General features: G+C 60.5%; 18 protein-coding genes. 15 read left to right on the top strand and 3 right to left on the bottom strand.

Annotated features, from left to right (window positions below; genetic code table 11):
• Positions 1 to 74: 74 nt before the first annotated feature.
• The 3 genes from ACM110_RS09100 to ACM110_RS09090 are packed head-to-tail and all read left to right on the top strand — an operon-like array spanning position 75 to position 4,236.
• The gene (locus ACM110_RS09100) at positions 75 to 1,607 is read left to right on the top strand and encodes an MFS transporter (RefSeq protein ID WP_416127496.1); all 1,533 of its coding nucleotides are present in this window, start codon (positions 75 to 77) and stop codon (positions 1,605 to 1,607) included.
• A gap of 26 nt (positions 1,608 to 1,633) precedes the next feature.
• Complete coding sequence (locus tag ACM110_RS09095) at positions 1,634 to 2,698, top strand: HlyD family secretion protein (RefSeq protein WP_416127495.1); 1,065 nt, start codon at positions 1,634 to 1,636, stop codon at positions 2,696 to 2,698.
• Entirely contained in the window at positions 2,695 to 4,236 is a 1,542-nt protein-coding gene (locus ACM110_RS09090) for an efflux transporter outer membrane subunit (RefSeq protein WP_416127494.1), read from the top strand. Before ACM110_RS09095 ends, ACM110_RS09090 begins: the two co-directional genes overlap by 4 nt.
• Before the next feature lie 7 nt (positions 4,237 to 4,243).
• On the opposite strand, the gene ACM110_RS09085 is transcribed toward ACM110_RS09090, so the two are convergent.
• Both ACM110_RS09085 and ACM110_RS09080 read right to left on the bottom strand, forming a co-directional pair.
• Positions 4,244 to 5,002: a slipin family protein gene (locus ACM110_RS09085; protein WP_218440998.1), complete on the bottom strand. Its 759-nt coding sequence runs from the start codon at positions 5,000 to 5,002 to the stop codon at positions 4,244 to 4,246.
• A gap of 2 nt (positions 5,003 to 5,004) precedes the next feature.
• Entirely contained in the window at positions 5,005 to 5,535 is a 531-nt protein-coding gene (locus ACM110_RS09080; RefSeq protein WP_416127493.1) for an NfeD family protein, read from the bottom strand.
• Between the two features lie 196 nt (positions 5,536 to 5,731).
• Here ACM110_RS09080 and ACM110_RS09075 point away from each other — a divergent pair, with 196 nt between their 5' ends.
• The 11 genes from ACM110_RS09075 (at position 5,732) to ACM110_RS09025 (ending at position 14,794) form a co-directional block, all read left to right on the top strand.
• Positions 5,732 to 6,193 (top strand): YbaK/EbsC family protein, encoded by a 462-nt coding sequence (locus ACM110_RS09075; RefSeq protein ID WP_338584103.1) that lies wholly within the window; start codon positions 5,732 to 5,734, stop codon positions 6,191 to 6,193.
• Between the two features lie 129 nt (positions 6,194 to 6,322).
• Positions 6,323 to 6,568 carry a DUF2789 domain-containing protein gene (locus ACM110_RS09070; RefSeq protein WP_416127492.1) on the top strand — a complete coding sequence of 82 codons (246 nt, stop codon included), beginning with the start codon at positions 6,323 to 6,325 and terminating at the stop codon, positions 6,566 to 6,568.
• 81 nt (positions 6,569 to 6,649) lie between these two features.
• Entirely contained in the window at positions 6,650 to 6,895 is a 246-nt protein-coding gene (locus ACM110_RS09065) for a type II toxin-antitoxin system Phd/YefM family antitoxin (protein ID WP_338584105.1), read from the top strand.
• The gene (locus ACM110_RS09060; protein WP_416127491.1) at positions 6,885 to 7,169 is read left to right on the top strand and encodes a type II toxin-antitoxin system RelE family toxin; all 285 of its coding nucleotides are present in this window, start codon (positions 6,885 to 6,887) and stop codon (positions 7,167 to 7,169) included. Before ACM110_RS09065 ends, ACM110_RS09060 begins: the two co-directional genes overlap by 11 nt.
• A gap of 112 nt (positions 7,170 to 7,281) precedes the next feature.
• On the top strand, positions 7,282 to 7,710 hold the full coding sequence (locus tag ACM110_RS09055) for a MarR family winged helix-turn-helix transcriptional regulator (protein WP_416127490.1): 429 nt from the start codon (positions 7,282 to 7,284) through the stop codon (positions 7,708 to 7,710).
• Positions 7,707 to 9,779 carry an FUSC family protein gene (locus tag ACM110_RS09050; RefSeq protein WP_416127489.1) on the top strand — a complete coding sequence of 691 codons (2,073 nt, stop codon included), beginning with the start codon at positions 7,707 to 7,709 and terminating at the stop codon, positions 9,777 to 9,779. The genes ACM110_RS09055 and ACM110_RS09050 overlap by 4 nt, the downstream gene beginning before the upstream one ends.
• Entirely contained in the window at positions 9,776 to 9,985 is a 210-nt protein-coding gene (locus ACM110_RS09045) for a DUF1656 domain-containing protein (protein ID WP_338584109.1), read from the top strand. Before ACM110_RS09050 ends, ACM110_RS09045 begins: the two co-directional genes overlap by 4 nt.
• Complete coding sequence (locus ACM110_RS09040) at positions 9,982 to 10,869, top strand: efflux RND transporter periplasmic adaptor subunit (RefSeq protein WP_416127488.1); 888 nt, start codon at positions 9,982 to 9,984, stop codon at positions 10,867 to 10,869. The genes ACM110_RS09045 and ACM110_RS09040 overlap by 4 nt, the downstream gene beginning before the upstream one ends.
• On the top strand, positions 10,866 to 12,314 hold the full coding sequence (locus ACM110_RS09035; protein WP_416127487.1) for an efflux transporter outer membrane subunit: 1,449 nt from the start codon (positions 10,866 to 10,868) through the stop codon (positions 12,312 to 12,314). Before ACM110_RS09040 ends, ACM110_RS09035 begins: the two co-directional genes overlap by 4 nt.
• A 93-nt stretch (positions 12,315 to 12,407) precedes the next feature.
• Positions 12,408 to 13,043, top strand: coding sequence for an NADH:ubiquinone oxidoreductase subunit N (locus ACM110_RS09030; protein ID WP_416127486.1), 636 nt, complete (start codon positions 12,408 to 12,410; stop codon positions 13,041 to 13,043).
• Positions 13,044 to 13,288: 245 nt separating this feature from the next.
• The gene (locus ACM110_RS09025) at positions 13,289 to 14,794 is read left to right on the top strand and encodes a YdgA family protein (RefSeq protein WP_416127485.1); all 1,506 of its coding nucleotides are present in this window, start codon (positions 13,289 to 13,291) and stop codon (positions 14,792 to 14,794) included.
• A gap of 69 nt (positions 14,795 to 14,863) precedes the next feature.
• On the opposite strand, the gene ACM110_RS09020 is transcribed toward ACM110_RS09025, so the two are convergent.
• Positions 14,864 to 16,387, bottom strand: coding sequence for an FAD-dependent oxidoreductase (locus ACM110_RS09020; protein WP_416127484.1), 1,524 nt, complete (start codon positions 16,385 to 16,387; stop codon positions 14,864 to 14,866).
• Positions 16,388 to 16,526: 139 nt separating this feature from the next.
• On the opposite strand from ACM110_RS09020, the gene ACM110_RS09015 reads away from it, so the two are divergent.
• The gene (locus ACM110_RS09015) at positions 16,527 to 17,090 is read left to right on the top strand and encodes a YbhB/YbcL family Raf kinase inhibitor-like protein (RefSeq protein ID WP_416127483.1); all 564 of its coding nucleotides are present in this window, start codon (positions 16,527 to 16,529) and stop codon (positions 17,088 to 17,090) included.
• Positions 17,091 to 17,174 lie beyond the last annotated feature (84 nt).

The raw sequence follows: 17,174 nt of genomic DNA, 5'->3' as shown, positions 1-17,174 counted from the left end.
GTGCTGATAAGTCAGTTTTCGTCAGCGATGGGCATTCGTAGACTGCCACCTTCTATTTTCGGAGTTGTGAACCGATGACCTCCCTGACGGCCTCGGTGCCTTTGGCTGCCCCTATGCCGGCCGCCGCGCCCATGGTGTTTGGTCCGCGGATCATCATCGGCCTGGTGGGCGTGTTACTGGCGGTGCTGGTTTCGGGCCTGAACGAGGCGGTGACCAAGATTGCCCTGGCGGATATTCGTGGTGCGTTGGGCATCGGCTATGACGAAGGCACCTGGCTGGTCGCCAGTTACGCCGCGACCTCGGTGGCTGCCATGGCGTTTGCCCCGTGGTGCTCGGTGACGTTTTCGTTGCGGCGCTTCACCCTCTGCGCCATCGGCGCCTTCACCCTGCTGGGGGTGTTGTGCCCGTTGGCGCCGAACTACGAAAGTTTGCTGGTGCTGCGCACGCTGCAAGGCCTCGCCGGCGGCGCACTGCCACCGATGCTGATGACCGTCGCCCTGCGTTTTTTGCCGGCCAACGTGAAACTGTATGGCCTGGCCGGTTATACCCTGACGGCCACCTTCGGCCCGGGGCTGGGCACGCCGCTGGCCGGGCTCTGGACCGAGTACGTCGGCTGGCAATGGACCTTCTGGCAAATCGTCGTGCCGTGCCTGATTGCCATGGTCGCAGTGGGTTACGGCATTCCTCAGGACCCGCTGCGACTGGAGCGTTTCAAACAGTTCAACTGGCGCGGTTTGCTGCTGGGTTTTCCAGCGATCTGCATGCTGGTGATCGGCATTCTGCAGGGCAATCGGCTGGACTGGTTCGAGTCGAGCCTGATCTGCGGATTGCTGGTCGGCGGGGCGCTGTTGCTGGTGCTGTTCCTGATCAATGAGTGGTCGCAGCCGGTGCCGTTTTTCAAGATGCAGATGCTCGGCATCCGCAACCTGTCGTTCGCGTTGATCACCTTGGCCGGGGTGCTGGTGGTGTTGTCGGCGGTGGTGATTATCCCGTCGAGCTATCTGGCGCAGGTCCAGGGTTATCGCCCGGTGCAGACCGCGCCGATCACGCTGCTGGCGGCGCTGCCGCAGTTGATTGCGCTGCCGTTGGTGGCGGCGTTGTGCAACCTTCGCTGGGTCGATTGTCGCTGGGTGTTGGGGCTCGGTCTGAGCATGCTGGTGCTGTCCTGCATAGGCGGTTCACTGCTGACATCGGCATGGATTCGCGACGATTTTTATGTGCTGCAACTGCTGCAGATTTTTGGTCAGCCAATGGCGGTACTGCCGCTGTTGATGCTTTCGACCGGCAGCATCAACCCGATGGACGGACCGTTCGCCTCGTCCTGGTTCAACACGGTGAAAGGCCTGGCGGCGGTGATCGCCACGGGCGTGCTGGAAACCTTGACCACCCAGCGCCTGCACTTTCACTCGACGATGCTGGTGGATCGCCTCGGCAATTCCCCTCTGGTCGACAGCAACACTCCGGGCCTTGCCCACCGGCTGCATGAGCAGGCCGTGGTGTTGGCAGCCTCCGATCTTTACCTGTGTATGGCCGGCGTCGCGGTGGCGCTGATCCTGTTGATTTTCTGGCTGCCGACACGGATCTATCCGCCACGTGCACCGACCTGAATGCTCCACTGAAACTGAAGGTTTTTATGACGACTCAATCAAAGCAAAAAGTGGCCGTGGGCGCTGCCGTCGTGATCACGCTGGGCGTGCTGTTTTATCTGCTGGCGCCCAATCTGTTTGGCCAGCGCACGCAACAAATCACCAATGACGCCTACGTCTCGGCGGACTACACCCTGGTGGTGCCGCGGGTTGCCGGGTTCATCAAACAGGTGCTGGTGGAAGACAACCAGCAGGTCAAGGCGGGGCAGTTGCTGGCCTTGATCGATGACCGCGATCTGCGCGCTGCCGCCGAAGCCGCCGCTGCCGAATCATTAGTTGCGCAGGCACAACTGCAAAACGCTCGGGCCACGCTCGATCGTCAGGCATCGCTGATCGCTCAGGCGCAGGCAAAAGTGGTATCGGCCAAGGCTGAAATGGCTTTCGCCGAACATGAATTGAACCGCTACAACCACCTCGCCGGCGTCGGTGCGGGCACGGTGCAGAATGCGCAGCAGGCGCGTACGCGCATCGATCAGGCCGGCGCCCAATTGACCAACGCCACGGCGGTGCTGGCGGCGGAACGCAAGCAGGTGGATATCCTGACGGCGCAGCGTGACGCGGCGGAAGGTGGCTTGAAACGAGCGCAAGCGAAACTGGAAATTGCCAGTTACGAGCTGTCCTACACACGCATCGTTGCGCCGCAGGACGGCATGGTCGGCGAGCGTGCCGTGCGGGTGGGCGCCTATGTTACGCCGGGCAGCAAACTGCTCGCTGTGGTGCCGCTGGTGCAGGCTTATGTGGTGGCCAACTTTCAGGAAACCCAATTGACGAATGTGCAGCCTGGGCAAGACGTGCAGGTGCGGGTCGACACCTTTGGCGGCGCGTTGCTGAGCGGGCGTGTCGAAAGCATCGCACCGGCCACGGGCGTGACATTCGCGTCGGTCAAACCGGATAACGCGACCGGTAACTTCACCAAGGTTGTGCAGCGGATTCCGGTGAAGATCGTGCTGGAACCAGGGCAGCCGTTGGCTGAGCGGTTGCGGGTTGGGATGTCGGTGGAGGCGCGGATTGATACGGCCAGTGTTGGGGCGAATGAGGTTGTTCAGCGATGAAGATTTTCGTTGGTCGTCCCGGCGCCATCGCTAGCAGGCTAGCTCCCACAGGGGACCGCATTTCAATGTGGGAGCGAGCTTGCTCGCGAAGAGGCCGTCAGCCGCAACTGACTTTTTGTGCCGTACTCGTCATGGGGCTCTCGGCGTGCACCGTCGGCCCGGATTTTCAGAAGCCCGAAGCACAGCAAATCGCCGAGTGGTCGAAACCCTCAAAAGCCGCCGCCAGCCAGGCGATCACCGAGACGATGAACGAGCGTTGGTGGGAAGTATTCAACGACCCGAAGCTCTCCGCCCTGAGCCAACGCGCACTGACCGACAACCTCGACCTGAAGCTCGCCAGCAGCCGCTTGCAGCAGAGCCGCGCCGTACGTCAGGTGGTGACAGCTGACCGCTATCCCACCAGCGCCGCCGGCGGCAGCTACACACGCAAACGCAATAGCGGCGAAGGCCTGATGGACCCGTCAGGGAACAATGGCAATTCCGCGTTCAACCTTTGGGATGCTGGTTTTTCCGCCTCCTGGGAACTGGATTTCTGGGGCCGCGTGCGCCGCGAAACCGAAGCCGCCGACGCCACCCTGGAAGTCGCGGAAAACGACCGTCGCGGCGTGTTGCTGTCGGTGCTTGCGGAAACCGCGCAAAGCTACATCCAGTTGCGCGGTGTGCAGAACACTCGCGCCGTCACCGAGCAGAATCTCGACGTCGCTCGCCACAGTTTGAAGCTGTCGCAGCTACGTTTGTCGGATGGCGTTGCGACCGATCTGGATGTCGCCGAAGCCGCCGCACAAGTCGCCGCTATCGAGTCGCGACTGCCGGCACTGGAACAACGTCAGGCGCAATTGATCAACGCCTTGAGCCTTTTGATGGGCGAGCCGCCACAAGCGTTGGCCGCCGAGTTATCCACCGACGCGCCAGTGCCGCAAACGCCGCGCCAAGTCGCCATCGGCTTGCCCTCGCAATTGGCCGAACGCCGCCCGGACATCCGCGAAGCCGAAGCCCGACTGCATGCCGCGACCGCGAGTATCGGCGTGGCGAAGGGTGATTTTTATCCGCGCATCACGCTGTCGGGCAATGTCGGTTCGCAAGCCATGCAACTGAGCGATTTCGGTTCGTGGGGCTCGCGTGCATTCGGTATCGGCCCGCAATTCAGCGTGCCGTTGTTCGACGGTGGACGATTGCGCGGCGTGCTGAATCTGCGTGAAGCACAACAACAGGAAGCGGCCATCGCGTACCAGCAAACCGTGCTGCGGGCCTGGCATGAAATCGACGATCAGTTGAGCGCCTACAACGCCAGTCAACTGCGCCGCGACAGCCTCGCCGAAGCGGTTCGCCAGAACCAGATCGCCTTGCAAACCGCGCAACAGCAATACGTTGAAGGCGTGGTGGATTTCGTCAACGTGCTCACGGTTCAAAGCGCCTTGCTGGCGACGCAGGAACAATGGGTCGAGAGTTCCACCGGCGTGTCGCTGGCAGCCGTCGGCTTGTACAAGGCGCTGGGTGGCGGATGGCAGTCGGTGTATCCGCTGGCGGCGCAACGCTGAGTGTTGTTCAAGGTTTCGACGACAAATCCGCCATGCCCTTGAGCAACTCGATCGGCAACGGAAAGACGATGGTTGAACTCTTGTCGCCGGCAATCGAACTCAGCGTCTGCATGTAACGCAGCTGCATTGCGCCGGGTTGGCGGCCGAGCATTTCGGCAGCCTGCATGAGTTTTTCCGAGGCTTGCAGTTCACCTTCGGCGTGGATCACTTTGGCCCGTCGTTCCCGTTCCGCTTCGGCCTGTTTGGCGATGGCGCGGATCATCGATTCGTTGAGGTCTACGTGCTTGATTTCGACGTTGGCCACTTTGATCCCCCAGGCGTCGGTTTGGGCGTCGAGCACTTGCTGGATGTCGATGTTCAGCCGTTCGCGTTCGGCCAACAGTTCATCGAGTTCATGTTTACCGAGCACGGCGCGCAAGGTGGTTTGCGCCAATTGGCTGGTGGCCATGAGAAAGTCTTCGACCTGGATAATTGCCTTCTGCGGATCGAGCACGCGGAAGTACAGCACGGCGTTGACCTTGACCGACACGTTGTCGCGGGTGATCACGTCTTGCGCCGGTACGTCGAGGACCACGGTGCGCAGGTCGACGCGAACCATTTGCTGGACCACCGGAATCAACAGGATCAGGCCGGGGCCCTTGACCTGCCAGAAGCGTCCGAGCTGGAACACCACCCCGCGTTCGTATTCGCGCAGGATGCGGAAGGTCGCCCCCGCCAATGCGATCAACAACAGTAGCAGTGCGACAAAACCCAGTTGCAATCCCATGGCTATTCTCCAGCCGCCACCGCGTCAGTCGCGGCCACTTCCAGCAATAATCCCTTGCGTTCCACCACCCGGACCCGTTGTCCGATGTGCAACGGCTTGGCGCTCGACACTTGCCAGCGCTCACCCTGCAAATGCACCCAACCGTGGCAGGCATCGCCGGCCTGTAACGACAAAACCGGCGTCACGCTGCCCAGCAGTCCGGCATCACCGCTGACGTTTTGCCGCGGTCGGGTTTTCAGTGCGCGGATCAGCAGGAAAATCAGCAGCAGTGCGCTGATCAGTCCCAGGCCGATCATCAATGGGATGGGCATTTCAGTGTTGGTCAGGATCACCGCGCCGATCACGAACATCACAATCCCGCCCAGGCCGATCACGCCGTAATTGGGCAAGGCTGCCTCGGCGATCAGAAACGCAATGCCGAAGGTGATCAGCCAGATTCCGGCCGGGTTGGCAGCCAGTAATCCAGTGTCGGCGGCGAAGGCTTGGCCGCTCAACGCCAACAAAAATGCAATGGCACAACAACGTGTGTTCACGTGACCCTCCGCGAGAGTCGCTGGTGGTTCTGTATACAGTTTAGTTGACTGAACGATTGTATGAATTTTGCTCAGATGTCGACCTGTCCGATGGGCGGATTTCCCGCTGGATTTCAGCGGCGGGCCTAGACTTTCAGTACGTGGAAAAGTGTTAGCCATCGTCCGCCGGCCGTTAGTGCGGACACCGAGGTGCATCATGCGTATGGCAAGAACCGTGCTGAGAAGCCTGGAAAAAGCTCAATGCGACTACGACATCGTCACCCACCCACACTCGGCCAGCAGCCTTGAAACGGCGCGGGTCGCGGGCATTCCTGCCGAACGGGTGGCCAAATCGGTGATCCTGGATGATCACCATGGGCATTACCTGATGGCCGTGCTGCCCGCCAGCCGCCATCTGGACCTGAGCAAAGTCCGCAGCAGCGGCGAATGGCAGGTGTCCCGGGAAAGCAATCTGCCGCACCTGTTCGATGACTGCGAACGTGGCGCCATACCGGCCCTGGGCGAGGCTTATGGGCTGGACGTGGTCATCGACCCGCTGCTGACCCGGCAGAAAGACATCTATCTGGAGGCAGGCAACCACACCAATCTGCTGCACATGAACATGCCGGACTTCCTGAAAATGGTGCCGCATGCGGAGGTGCGGGAGTTGAGTTATTAAATCTTGCAGTGTTTTGACTACTGCCATCGCGGGCAAGCCTTGCTCCTACAGGGTTTCGCCGTGTCTGTAGGAGCAAGGCTTGCCCGCGATTGACCGCGCAGCGGTCACCCTTTTACCAAGGAGTCCGACATGGAAAATCCAACTCACACTCTCCCATCCCTGTTCAAGCAACTCGGCCTGGCCGATGACGCCGAGAGCATCGACAAATTCATCGCCACCCATTCACCGCTCAAACCCGAACTGCATCTGGCGGATGCGTTTTTCTGGAGCTCGAGCCAGGCGGATTTGTTGCGCAGTGAAATTCTGGATGACGCCGATTGGGCGGAGGTGGTGGATCAGTTGGATGTAATGTTGAGGAAGGGGCGGGGAGTATGAAAATCGGATGAAGCGCAGCTTTCTGCATTGCTGCCATAGGAGAAATAGACCAGAATTACGACCTTATTTGAGGTCTTAATTATGCAAAGTGTCCTGGCCGATATGGCTGTCAGTGTGTCTGAGTTAAAGAAAAATCCATCTGCGGTCTTGAATGGTGCTCATGGAGGGCCTGTCGCGGTTCTCAATCACAATCGAGTGATGGGGTACATGGTTCCGGCGGATGTTTTCGAGGCCATGGTCGAGCGTCTTGATGACCTTGCGTTGGCGGATATCGTTCGCGCTCGGCGTAATGAAACTCCGATCCCGGTAACGCTGGATGACCTATAAGCTCGAATTCCTGCCATCCGCACTCAAGGAGTGGGAAAAATTGGGGCATACGTTGCGTGAGCAGTTCAAAAAGAAACTGGCTGAACGACTCGAGCTACCTCGAATCCCTTCCGACGCACTGCATGGCATGCCTGACTGTTACAAAATCAAGCTCAAGTCATCGGGATACCGACTGGTCTACGAAGTAATTGAAGAGCGCGTCGTCGTTTCTGTAGTTGCGGTTGGAAAGCGCGAGCGCAGCCAAGTCTACGAGCGAGCCATGAAGCGTCAGTAGTCACCAATTTGTTTCAAAACTTGACGGAAAATCCCCTCAAATGCCATATTGATAGTTAGCAAACTAACAGTGTGTGTTTTCCCTCGTGCCGAATAATCTCGACGCTCTCCAGATGAACATCAGCAGCACCATGGTGGTGGCCGCCCGGCATTGGCGGAAGATCTGCCAGACCACGCTGGTCAACTATGGAATCTCCGAAGCCTGTGCCGTCCCGTTGTTGATGATCGGGCGTCTGGGTGAGGGCGTGCGGCAGGTGACAGTGGCGCAGGCGGCGGGGATGGAGAGTCCGTCACTGGTGCGTTTGCTGGATCAGTTGTGCCACGCCGGTTACGTCTGCCGCACCGCCGATGCCCAGGACCGCCGCGCCAAATGCCTGAGCCTGACCGATACTGGTCGTACCCTGGTGCAAGCGGTCGAGGTTGAATTGGTGCGATTGCGTAATGAGGTACTTGAAGGCATCGACCAGCGGGATCTGGAAGCCGCACTGCGAGTATTGAAGGCCTTTGAATCGGCCGGACAACCTTCGGACGACAACCCTTGAGCGGCTTCTTTTCAGGGATGCCACCGGCGCGAGACTGGTTCTACGGCGTGCGCACCTTCGCGGCCTCGATGATCGCGCTGTACATCGCCATGCTCATGCAAATGCCGCGTCCGTATTGGGCGATGGCCACGGTGTACATCGTCTCCAATCCGTTTCTCGGCCCCACTACTTCCAAGGCGCTGTACCGCGCGATTGGTACGTTTCTCGGCGCTGCCGCGGCGGTTTGTTTCGTGCCGATGTTCGTCCAGAGCCCTTACGTGCTGGTGGTGGTCATTGCGCTGTGGACGGGGACGCTGCTGTTCCTGTCGCTGCACCTGCGCACCGCCAACAACTACGCCTTGATGCTCGCCGGTTACACCTTGCCGCTGATCGCGCTCCCAGTGGTGGATAACCCATTGGCGGTGTGGGATGTGGCTGAGGCGCGCACCGAAGAAATCTTCCTTGGCATCGCTGTCGCGGCGGTGGTCGGTGCAATGTTCTGGCCGCGCCGACTGGCGCCGGTGTTCAACGACTCGGTGAGCAAATGGTTCGCCGATGCTTCCACCTACAGCCAGCGCTTCCTTAGCCGCAACGTGCAGCCGGAAGAAGTCAGCGCATTGCGTTCATCGCTGGTTGCGACTTTCAACACCCTTGAATTGATGATCGGCCAGTTGCCCCACGAAGGTGCGCGGCGGCAAACCGTAAGCAACACCAAAGAACTGCGCGGGCGGATGATCCACTTGCTGACGGTGGTGGATGACCTCGACGACGCGCTCTATGCCCTGGAGCGACGTACGCCGGAGCTTGTGGACAAGATCGCGCCGCTGCTCAGCGCAACCACTGAATGGCTCGCGCATAAAGACGCCGACATTGATCGCTGGCAGGCACTGAAAGATCAGCTCGACGCCGTGCAACCCAGTGCTCAGGCGCTGGATGATCGCAAGCAACTGCTGTTCTCCAACGCGGTGTATCGCCTGGGCGAGATGATCGATTTGTGGCAAGACTGCCGTAGCCTGCAACGCGCCATCCAGTGTGAAAGCCAGGACAGCTGGCGCGCGGTCTATCGGCACTGGCGTCTGGGCCGACTGACTCCGTTTCTCGATCGTGGCCTGATGCTCTATTCCGCCGCTTCCACCGTCATGGCGATCATTGTTGCCTCGGTGTTGTGGATTCTGCTGGGCTGGACCGACGGCGGCGCCGCTGTAATTCTGGCCGCTGTGGCGTGCAGTTTCTTTGCCTCGATGGACGACCCGGCGCCGCAGATTTACCGGTTCTTTTTCTGGACGGCGATGTCGGTGCTGTTCGCCAGCCTTTACCTGTTTCTGGTGCTGCCCAACCTGCACGATTTTCCGATGCTGGTGCTGGCGTTTTCCGTGCCCTTTATCATCGTCGGCACGCTGACGGTCAAGCCGCAGTTTTATCTGGGCATGCTGCTGACCCTGGTCAACACCTCTTCTTTCATCAGCATTCAAGGCGCCTATGACGCGGACTTCCTCAGTTTTGTGAACTCCAACCTGGCCGGTCCGGTCGGCTTGCTGTTCGCCTTCGTCTGGACCCTGATCGCCCGGCCATTCGGTTCCGAGCTGGCGGCCAAGCGCCTGACCCGTTTTGCCTGGCGCGATATCGTCAGCCTCACCGAGCCGGCCACTTTGGCCGATCACCGGCACTTGGGCGTACAGATACTGGATCGCCTGATGCAGCATTTGCCGCGTCTGGCCATGACCGGCCAGGACACCGGCATCGCTCTGCGCGAGGTCCGCGTGGCGTTGAATCTGCTGGATCTGCTCGCCTATACGCCACGGGTTCACGGCGCGCCTCAGGCGTTACTGCATCAGGTAGTGGCCGAGGTCGGCGAGTATTTCAAGGCATGCCTCAAGGCCGGCGAACGCCTGCCGGCACCGAGTCCGCTCCTGATGACCCTCGACCGTACCCGCCGCGCCCTCGCTGGCGCGGGTGACGATGAAACCCGTCGGCACCTGCTGCACGCCTTGAGCGGCTTGCGCCTGGCGTTGCTGCCCGGCGTCGAGTTTGTCGGTACTGCCGACGCTGAAGAACCGCTTCCCCATGGCATCGATGGAGCGCCTTTATGATTGGTGATCTGGATATCAGCGGGGTTTTCCTGCCTACGCTGCTGGTGCTGATGGGCATTACGTATGTGTTGTACCTGTTGGTGCACGGGGTGCTGATGCGCCTGCACTTTTACCGTCTGGTCTGGCACCGGGCATTGTTCAACGTGGCCCTCTACGCCTTGCTGCTTGGCGCCGTGGATTCACTCAGTCGATACCTGATGACATGAAAAAACCGTTTCTAACCCTCGGTCGCGTGGTGCTGACCCTGTTGATCGTGACCTTCGCCGTCGTCGTAGTCTGGCGCATGGTGATGTATTACATGTTCGCGCCCTGGACCCGCGACGGGCACATCCGTGCCGACATCGTGCAGATCGCGCCGGACGTGTCCGGGCTGATCCAGCAGGTGGACGTGCGCGACAACCAACTCGTCAAGCGTGGCCAGGTGCTGTTCACCATCGATCAGGACCGTTTCAAACTGGCCTTGCGTCAGGCGAAAGCGGCGGTTGCCGACCGTGAAGAAACCCTGGCCCAGGCCCAGCGCGAAGCCAAGCGTAACAAGGGGCTCGGCAATCTGGTGCCCGGCGAGCAACTTGAAGAGAGCCAGTCCAGGGTGGCCCGCGCCCAAGTCGCGTTGATGGAAGCTCAAGTGGCGGTGGACAGCGCGCAACTGAACCTCGACCGCTCGGTGATCCGCAGCCCGGTGGACGGCTACGTCAACGACCGCGCACCACGCGCGCAGGAATTCGTCAGTGCCGGGCGGCCGGTGTTGTCGGTGGTCGACAGCAATTCGTTCCACATCGACGGCTATTTCGAAGAAACCAAACTCGACGGCATCCATGTCGGCCAGACCGTTGATATCCGGGTAGTCGGCGACCGTGCGCGGCTGCGCGGGCACGTGCAAAGCATCGTCGCCGGTATCGAAGACCGCGACCGCACCAGCGGCAATAACCTGCTGCCCAACGTCAACCCGGCGTTCAGCTGGGTGCGGCTGGCCCAGCGGATTCCGGTGCGAATCGCCTTCGATGATGTGCCGGCGGATTTCCGCATGATTGCCGGGCGCACCGCGACGGTATCGATCATTGACGACAAGAACCGGGAGCCCGCGCAATGAGCAAGGCCTCGGGTTTGGCGATCGCCGGATTAGGCTTGCTGCTGTCGGCGTGTCAGATGGTCGGGCCGGATTATCATTTGCCGGACGAGGCCGCGATCCAGCGTAACGACTTGCAGGGCGAACTGGCGGTGAACGGCAAGCCGGTGGTTTCGGCGCCGGTGCCGGACGATTGGTGGCGCCTGTATCAGGACCCGCGACTCGACCAATTGGTCCAGCAAGCCTTGGCCTCCAATACCGACCTACGCGTGGCAGCGGCCAGCCTGCAGCGGGCCCGCGCGCAGGTCGATGAGGCCAAAGCGGCGGGTGGCTGGAGCGGCGGCGTGAAGATGGGCGCCCAGCGCTTGCAGGAGTCCGGCGAAGCCTTCCTGTTGCCGGAAAAAGTGCCGGTGGCCAACATTGGCGACATCGGCATCAGCGCGTCGTACCAGTTCGATTTGTTCGGCACCTTGCAGCGCGGCATCGAAGCGGCCAAGGCCAATGCCGATGCGACCCAGGCTGCCGCCGATACTGCACGCATCACCTTGGTCGCCGATGTGGTGCGGGCCTACACCCAGGTGTGCGCGGCCAACGAAGAGCGGGAGATTGCCCAGCACTCGCTCGACCTGCAATCCCAAAGCACCACGTTGATCCAGCGCTTGCGCGACGCCGGGCGAGGCGACGAAACCCAGGTGACCCGTTCGCAAACCCAATACAAATCCCTGCGCGCCGACATGCCGCGTTATGAAGCGGCGCGTCAGGCCGGTTTGTACCGCTTGTCGATGTTGCTGGCCAAACCGCTGGATCAGTTGCCGGCAGGCACCGCCACCTGCGACGAACTGCCGAAAATCGCGCAACTGGTGCCGGTGGGTGACGGTGCATCGTTGCTCAAGCGTCGTCCCGATGTGCGACAGGCCGAGCGTCGACTGGCGGCTGCGACTGCCGGTATCGGTGTCGCCACGGGTGAGCTGTACCCCAACATCAGCATCGGCGCGACGGTTGGCACCGTTGGTATCCTGGACAATCTCGGCGAGCCATCCACCAACCGCTGGGGCTTCGGTCCGTCGTTGACCTGGACCGTGCCGACCAACGGCGCCCGTGCCCGAATCCGTGAAGCCGAAGCGGTGGCCCAGGCGACGCTGGCGCACTTTGATGGTGTGGTGCTCAACGCCATTCGTGAAACCCAGACCGGCCTCGCCCAATACAGCGCGTTGCTGCAACGTCGCGATGCCCTGGCGGACGCCGAGCAGTCGGCGAAACTGGCCGCTGATCAGACTCACCGCTTCTTCCAGGCCGGCCGCGCGTCGTTTCTGGCGGACTTGCAGGCGACCCGCACCTACATCGATGTCACGGCGCAACTGGCTGCCGCCAACACCCAGGTTGCCGCGAGCCAGATCGATTTGTTCCTCGCCTTGGGCGGCGGTTGGGAAAGCGGACGAACGCAAGCGTCGAACTCCGGCAAACCCTGAGGCCGTTGCTATGCTTTGAAGTGTTGGAAGGGCGCCCCGTGCAAAGCGCCCTTTCTTCGCACAAGGCTCGCGCAGGTCAGGGGGAAACCAATAATGAAAAACCCTTATGCTCTCGGCTTCTGGTGCGCCATCGTGGCGCTGGTGCTGCTCACGGGCACCTATTTCTACGGCATCATGCTGGCTCACCAGATCGATAAGGCAATGGCGTTCCTCGACAGTGCCGCCGCGCTGATTGCGGTGATGTCGATTGCAGTGGTGGCCTGGGCGTCGGTCCAGAACCAGCGGATCAAAAAAAGACAACTCGAACAAGGCAAGACGCTGGTGCTGATCTGGGACACCAAGGTCGCATTGCGCCGGGTCGAAACGGTGTTCGATCGCTATTTCTGGGGCAGCTACTGGCAACCGGGGCGCACGTTCCAGGAAGTCATGGGCGAATTGACCGGCACGCCGCTGGAAAAAAGCCTCGAAACCCTGAAGAAGCAATGTCTGGAGTTGGACAAGCAAGTGGCCGACGATGGCCGGCACTGGCTCAACAACGCCCGGGAACTGGCCGACGTCGCGACAGCCATGGCCCGCGAACGCTATCAACTGGACTTCTGCGACCCCCGAGGGGAAGTGACGGGCGGGGCGGTGATCAATCGGGATTTTGAAGTGCTGGTGTACACCTGGACCGCGCGGTTGAAAACCTTTGATCATCAGCTGGATGAGATCGAGGTTCAGTATTCCTGATTGCTAAAAGATCGCAGCCTTCGGCAGCTCCTACAGGTTGTGCATATACCTGTAGGAACTGCCGAAGGCTGCGATTTTTTGTATACGACACAACTTCACAGACACTCTTTAACCTTTAATCATTGGGCCGCTCTACGCGCCTGATGCTAATCTGCTACCCATTTCAAGCGCAGTCGTGACCGCAACCCGTCTGGGTTCAGGGAAGACGACCACACCTTCAACAACGGACATTGAACGGGTCATACATGAATAAATCAGCAGGCGTGCTTCTGGGAATTGTGGTCGCCATCGGGGCCATCAGCGTCGGCGGTGCCTGGTACACCGGCACCAAAATCGAAAGCGTATTGAACACTTCCCTTGCCGACGCCAACCAGCAATTGCAGGCTGCGCTGGTCGGGCACAAAGGCACGGCAACGCTGGAGCTGGTCTCGCTGGAACGTCACGTATTCAGCAGCACCGCACACTATCGCCTCAAGGGCGAAGGTGAAATGTTCGGCGAAGCGCCGGTCGAGCTGCTGTTCGTCGACCACCTGGAACACGGTCCGCTGCCGTTCTCGCGCCTGCTGTCGCTGAAGTGGTTGCCGGTCATGGCCACCAGTCACTACGAACTGGAAAAAACCCCGCTCACCGAAAAATGGTTCGCCGCCACCAAGGGCGCTTCGCCGCTTATCGGCGTGGTCAACATCGGCTACGACAACTCCACCAACGGCACGCTTGAGCTGCTGCCACTGGAAACGGCCCTGGACGACAAGTCCAGCCTGAAGTTTTCTGGTCTGAAGCTCGACGTTGCAGCCAGTGCCCAGGCTCAGAAGGTCAAGGCCGACGGCTACATGGACAGCCTGAAGCTGACTACCGTTTCGGAAGATCAGGCACCGGTGCAAGTCGAGTTGGGTGGCTTGACCCTGGCCAGCAACCTGACCAAAAGCACTTACGGTTATTACACTGGCGACAACACCGTCGAGCTGAGCAACAGCAAAACCACTTTCGGTCCGAAACAGTCGGTGCTGGGCTTCAAGAATTTCGAAATGAAGAACCAGACCGCGGAGTCGGGCACCAACGCATCCGGGCGTGCCGATTACAAAGTCGGTGAAGTGTCCCTGAACGGCAAGGCCGTTGGTTCTGCGCAGATGGCCCTGAGCCTGAAGAATCTCGACATCCCCGCCACGATGGCGTTGATGCAGATTTACCAGACCAAACTGCAACCGTACGAGCAGGCCGCCGCCGAGGCTGCCGAGGCTGGTTTGCCAACACCGGAATTGAACCTGACCGAAGCCGAAGAGGCACAGCTCAAAACCAATCTGGAGAAGTTGCTCGCTGCCGGCCCGCAGGTGGCGCTGGAGAACCTGTCGTTCAACACCACTAATGGCGAAAGCCGCGCCAACCTGGTGCTTGACCTGACCAAGCCACAAACGATCGACCTGCCGGCCGACCAATTGGCCAGACAGCTGATTGCATTGCTGGACTTCAATCTGCAAGTGTCCAAGCCGATGATCGTCGACGTGCTCACCGTGCAATCGCAAATCGACGGCCAGACCGACGCCAAACTCATCGCCGATCAGGCCACCGCCACCGCCGACATGTTCAGCAGCATGGCCGTTGGTAGCCAGTTGGCAAAGCTGGATGGCAACAACATCGTGACCAAACTGCATTACGCCAACAATCAGGTGGACTTCAACGGCCAGAAAATGACCGTCGAAGAGTTTGCCGGTTTCCTGATGAGCAAATTCGGCGGCGCTGGCGAAGTCCAGTAACACCGAGGCTTTACACAGCAACGCCCGGCTTCTGCGCGATGCGGAAGGCGGGCGTTTTGCTGTCTGGCTTCAATCGCGAATCATCCGCCACGCCTCATCCACCGGCAGCGGCTGTTTCATCCGCTCGGCGAGCATCGCCATGGTCCGCTCTTCTTCGCACGCTACGACGGCGGTTACCACGCCGTTTTTGCCGAACAGCCCGATGAAGGGGGGCTTGAACGGATCACCCTTGAACTCGACTTCATCCCACGCCTCGGCATGACCGAGGTAGTCGTAGTTCTTACCGAAGTGCCAGGTCCAGAAATACGGCACGTCGAGGTAATGCTCATCGCCGCCAAGCATGTTTGCCGCCGCAATCCGCGCCTGTTGCTGGGCCAGGCGCCAGTGTTCGATGCGCCGGGGCTGGCCGTTGAGCGGGAAGGTGGCGATGTCACCGGCGGCCCAGAGTCCGTCGGTGACGCGCATACCGCCATCGACGCGCAGCGAATGGTCTTTTTCCTGCGGCAGATCAGCGAACGGCGCGGTTGCCGGGGTGACGCCGATCCCCACCAGCACCAGATCCGCCGACAATCGCTGACCATTATCCAGTTGCACCGCTTCGACCTTGTTCGTTCCTTCAATCTGTGTGGCTTCGCCATCGGTGCGCAACACCACGCCATTGGCTTCATGCAGGGCAAGGATTGCTTTGCCGATGGTTTCGCCGAATTGTTTGGCGAACGGCACTGGCTGACGGGCCAGAACCGTGACGTCGAGGCCGTACTGGCGCAGGGATGAAGCGGACTCCATGGCGATGAAGCTGTCGCCGATGATCACCGCGTGCTGACCGGGCTTGGCGCTGTCGAGAATCTGCTGCGCATGAGCCCTTGAGCGCAAGACGAACACTTGCGGCAGTTTTGCGCCGGGCAGTTCCAATGGTTTTGGCGTACCACCAGTCGCCAACAGAGCCGCATCATATTGGAGCGATTGGCCGTCAGTCAGTCGCAGTTTGCGGTTGATGGCGTCGAGGCTCATCACTTCGGCATTGATACGCTCGATGCGTTGCTCGCGGTAAAAGTCGTCATCACGCAGCGACGGGACTTCTTCCGTTGGCATCTCGCCGGCAATCACGAATTTGCTCAGCACCGTACGGTCGTAACCGGCCCCGGCTTCACGATCGATCAACAGCACCCGGCCGCCGAAGCCTTTTTCGCGCAGTGCCGAGGCCGCCGCCGTGCCTGCGGCGCCTGCACCGACAATCACAAAAGTGCGCTCGTCATCGGCGGGCGGGGTATGGGCATCCTGCAGCGGTTGGTCGCCCACCCAGACCTCGCCATCACGCACCTCAAGCGGATAACGCTTGAGGCTGTCCAGAGCGGGTGGCTCACATAATCCGCCATCCTCGATGCGAAACTGGGCCTTGTGCCACGGGCAAGTAAGGCGCCCATTGCAGAGTGCGCCCTCGGCCAGCGGGGCCCCGGCGTGAGGGCATTCGCCTTGATAGGCACGCAATTGGTCGCCGACTTTCAGCAGCAGGATTTTACTGTCGTCGATGCGGACTTCCAGGCCACGGTTTTCGGAGACGTCGGTAAAACGGGCGACGCGATGCAAGGTCATGATCGCACTCCAGACAGGCGTTTCTCTAGAGAGTCTGGCGCGTAACGCGAGGTTCATCCAAATGCCACTGCCAACGCGCGAACGGTCCGGCTATAGTTTGCACGCCGACGACGGCCCAACACGCACAAGGTGCTCCGGAATGACCCGATTGACCTCACTGAAACCTTGGCTAGCGGCCGTAGCCGTCGCCTTTTGCGTGCAACTTCCGGCACACGCCGCCCAGGAGCGTTTCACCCTGAACATCCCGGGTGTTTCCGATGACCGCTTGTTCACTTCAGCCGCTGCCAGCGACGCACCGGGCTGCGGCGGGCACAACGTTTCACCGGCATTGGCCTGGAACGCCGGCCCGGCGGGCACGCTCAGCTACGCCATCGTCATGCACGACCCGGATGGCCAGAAAGGCCAGGGCGTCGATCACTGGGTGCATTACGGCATCAAGGCCGGCACCCATCAGATTGCTTCCGGTGTCGGCGCCAAATCCGCGCTTGAAGGCGTGGGCGGTACCAACAGCAAAGGCTCTACCGGTTACGTCGGCCCTTGCCCGCCCGTTGGCGACAGCGCGCATCACTACATCATCCAGATCTATGCCCTGGACCTGGCGCCGGATGCGTTGCCGGCCGGCCTGACCCGTGCGCAATTTCTGGAAAAAATCAAAGGCCATGTGCTGAGAAACAGCAGCGTGGTGCGGCGTTATCACCGCTGAAAAATATTTGGCGCGACTTAACCCGAATCGAAAGGGCTGCCCGTCTCAGAGGATGAATGGATCAATTTCCTCCTGAGGTCAGCC

Origin of the sequence: Pseudomonas sp. NFX98, assembly GCF_047784845.1 — a bacterium.
Classification (GTDB): Bacteria; Pseudomonadota; Gammaproteobacteria; order Pseudomonadales; family Pseudomonadaceae; genus Aquipseudomonas.
The sequence above is the reverse complement of the archived record's forward strand: the minus strand, read 5'-3'. Positions and strand labels throughout refer to the sequence as shown.